We start from the raw sequence: 2,107 nt of genomic DNA, 5'->3' as shown, positions 1-2,107 counted from the left end.
CTTCGCCACCCGGGACCGCTTCGCCGGCCACACCAGCCGTAGCGCCAAGACCCGTCATGCACTAAGACTGGAACCGGACCACTCGAGCGGGGCAGTCAGATGAACCTGGCCTTGCCAATCGAGGCCAGCCTTCTTGCTGCGGAGACTAGAGACTTCGTGGTTCCGTGACGTCACAAGCAGCCAGCGCACTGCAAAAGGTACATGTGAAAAGCATGAAGTTTAAAACGAAGTAATCAACATCGTTCGCTTGCTTCACACCCTTTTGGTCATCGCAAGAGAGAGGTCATGCACCGATTTCGGTCTTGTTGTATCGACTAGGCACATGCACCGCACCTCTGTACCTCGCGGTTGCAGAGGGGTTTCTATCGGACGGTGCGCTCCCAGACGGGAAGCGAAGAGGGTTGCAATATGTACAGGAGTTGGCATGAACTTAGCGGAGAGCGAACTGGTAGCGAGCCTTAGCAGCGTGTTTGGATCAGGAAGAGCGATGAGCTTTAGGCGCTTCTTTCGTCATTGGATTGTCGGGTTACTAGCGACAATCATCTCGACGACGCTGAGCATCGCAGTTCTTGCCGTTACAGATGGCACTATCGGATTGGGCGAAGTGCTGTTCGGATCATTGTACTTCGGGTTAATTCTGGGTGGTCCGGTAGGTGTTGCTATTGGAGCGATCTACGCCTTCTTGCGTGTTGCAATCTGGAAGCGTCGAATCATCTCGGGTTGAACACTGCGGTTCAATAGGCGCGCCCTGGCCGAAGAGGGATGCTGCGGTGGCCAAGGGCACGGATGTCGACCAGCCTCGCCAAATTGGAGACGTTCGAGTAGCGCGGGAGCCAACCTGACTCTTGCGCGGGCACGAATCAGCCAAGCGATCAGCATGGCGGCAGGCCACGTGCCTCTTCTTCGCCGTGCGGTTTCTGAACCTATCTATCCGCCTAGCAAGTTTGCGCCGATAACGTTGGCAGGGGAACATCTCCATGCAAACCGCCGGCTGGAGCGCGCGTTCGGCGTCACGGACGTCTTTCGGTATCTCGCCGCACCGACTTCTAGTGGCGTTGCTGCCCGTGATCGTGCGCGCGCGCGAACGACGACCCAAGTCGACGCTCCTACTTATCTCGAACGGAAGGTGGCAGCTCAAGGCGGGCAAGTGCTGAACAGCGGAACTGCGATCCACCATCAACTTCACCTTCCATCTTCAGCACTAGACCCCAGAAGTGCCGATCGAACGTCTAAACCAGAACTGCACGACGCACTAGCGAACGTCGGATACCTCATCCCTATTGCTTTGTGCTGGCACAAAGCCTTCTTCTGAAACCCCTTCGCCCGACCTCGCCGCTATCCAAGCACTAACCAACCAGTGCAGGAGGAAGGCTGTGCCAAGACACACAACGAAGGCCACCTGGGTTGCAACCAGAACAGCCCACGCTCCGATATCCAGAAGCTCCGATAGCTTTAGGACGCCGAGTGCGACCGCAGGGATACCCACGATGGCTACGATGGTACCCAGTAGTACGCCCAGACCAAAAGCCAAACTGGTGTGGGTGTTTCGACAGGATGTTCGTTGCATGGTTTGAAGATAGTGATTGCATTGACGGTCCGTCCAGTAGTTGTTCTAGAATGTAGCCTTACTTGCCTGCTCTGACTCCCGCTAACTCCTCCATGGGTGCTGTCATTTGTGGACGGCTCCGGTTTCCTTGGATTTTTTGACTGACGGTGATCGTTGCAGGTTGCGGTCATTTGTCCGTCCTTTGTGCGCAGTGCATATGACCGCTGGCCTTGATGATGTCCGAGTACCGGGTCCCAACCAGACGACGAGCTTGTGAGCCCAGACAGCACCTCGGGGTGTCCCGGTTGCGGTCCCTTTCGATCATCATCATTCACAATTGCCCTTGCATCCCATCGCGGCGATGTCAGGCGCCGCTATCTCCTCCTGCGTTCAGATTGCCGGTACGGCGTTGTAGTCTTCTCCCTTCGCCTCGAACTCGCAAAGTGTGCCCGGATCGCATTCAGGATCTAGAGCGGATTGCGTTTAATCGGTTTCATAGCCTGCGGCCTTGAAGAAGTTGAAGCACTCTTCCTCGGTGAAGAGGTCGCAGACATGTCCGGC

1 protein-coding gene is annotated in these 2,107 nt (G+C 56.2%); it reads left to right on the top strand.

Annotated features, from left to right (window positions below; genetic code table 11):
• Positions 1-424 precede the first annotated feature (424 nt).
• Complete coding sequence (locus C8D95_RS21590) at positions 425-724, top strand: hypothetical protein (protein ID WP_109761268.1); 300 nt, start codon at positions 425-427, stop codon at positions 722-724.
• Positions 725-2,107 lie beyond the last annotated feature (1,383 nt).

The organism is Silicimonas algicola, from assembly GCF_003148765.1.
Classification (GTDB): Bacteria; Pseudomonadota; Alphaproteobacteria; order Rhodobacterales; family Rhodobacteraceae; genus Silicimonas; species Silicimonas algicola.
The sequence above is the reverse complement of the archived record's forward strand: the minus strand, read 5'-3'. Positions and strand labels throughout refer to the sequence as shown.

Excerpts from the sequence above, each read along its gene's own strand:
- C8D95_RS21590 (WP_109761268.1), top strand. The coding sequence starts at position 425 with ATGAACTTAGCGGAGAGCGAACTGGTAGCGAGCCTTAGCAGCGTGTTT.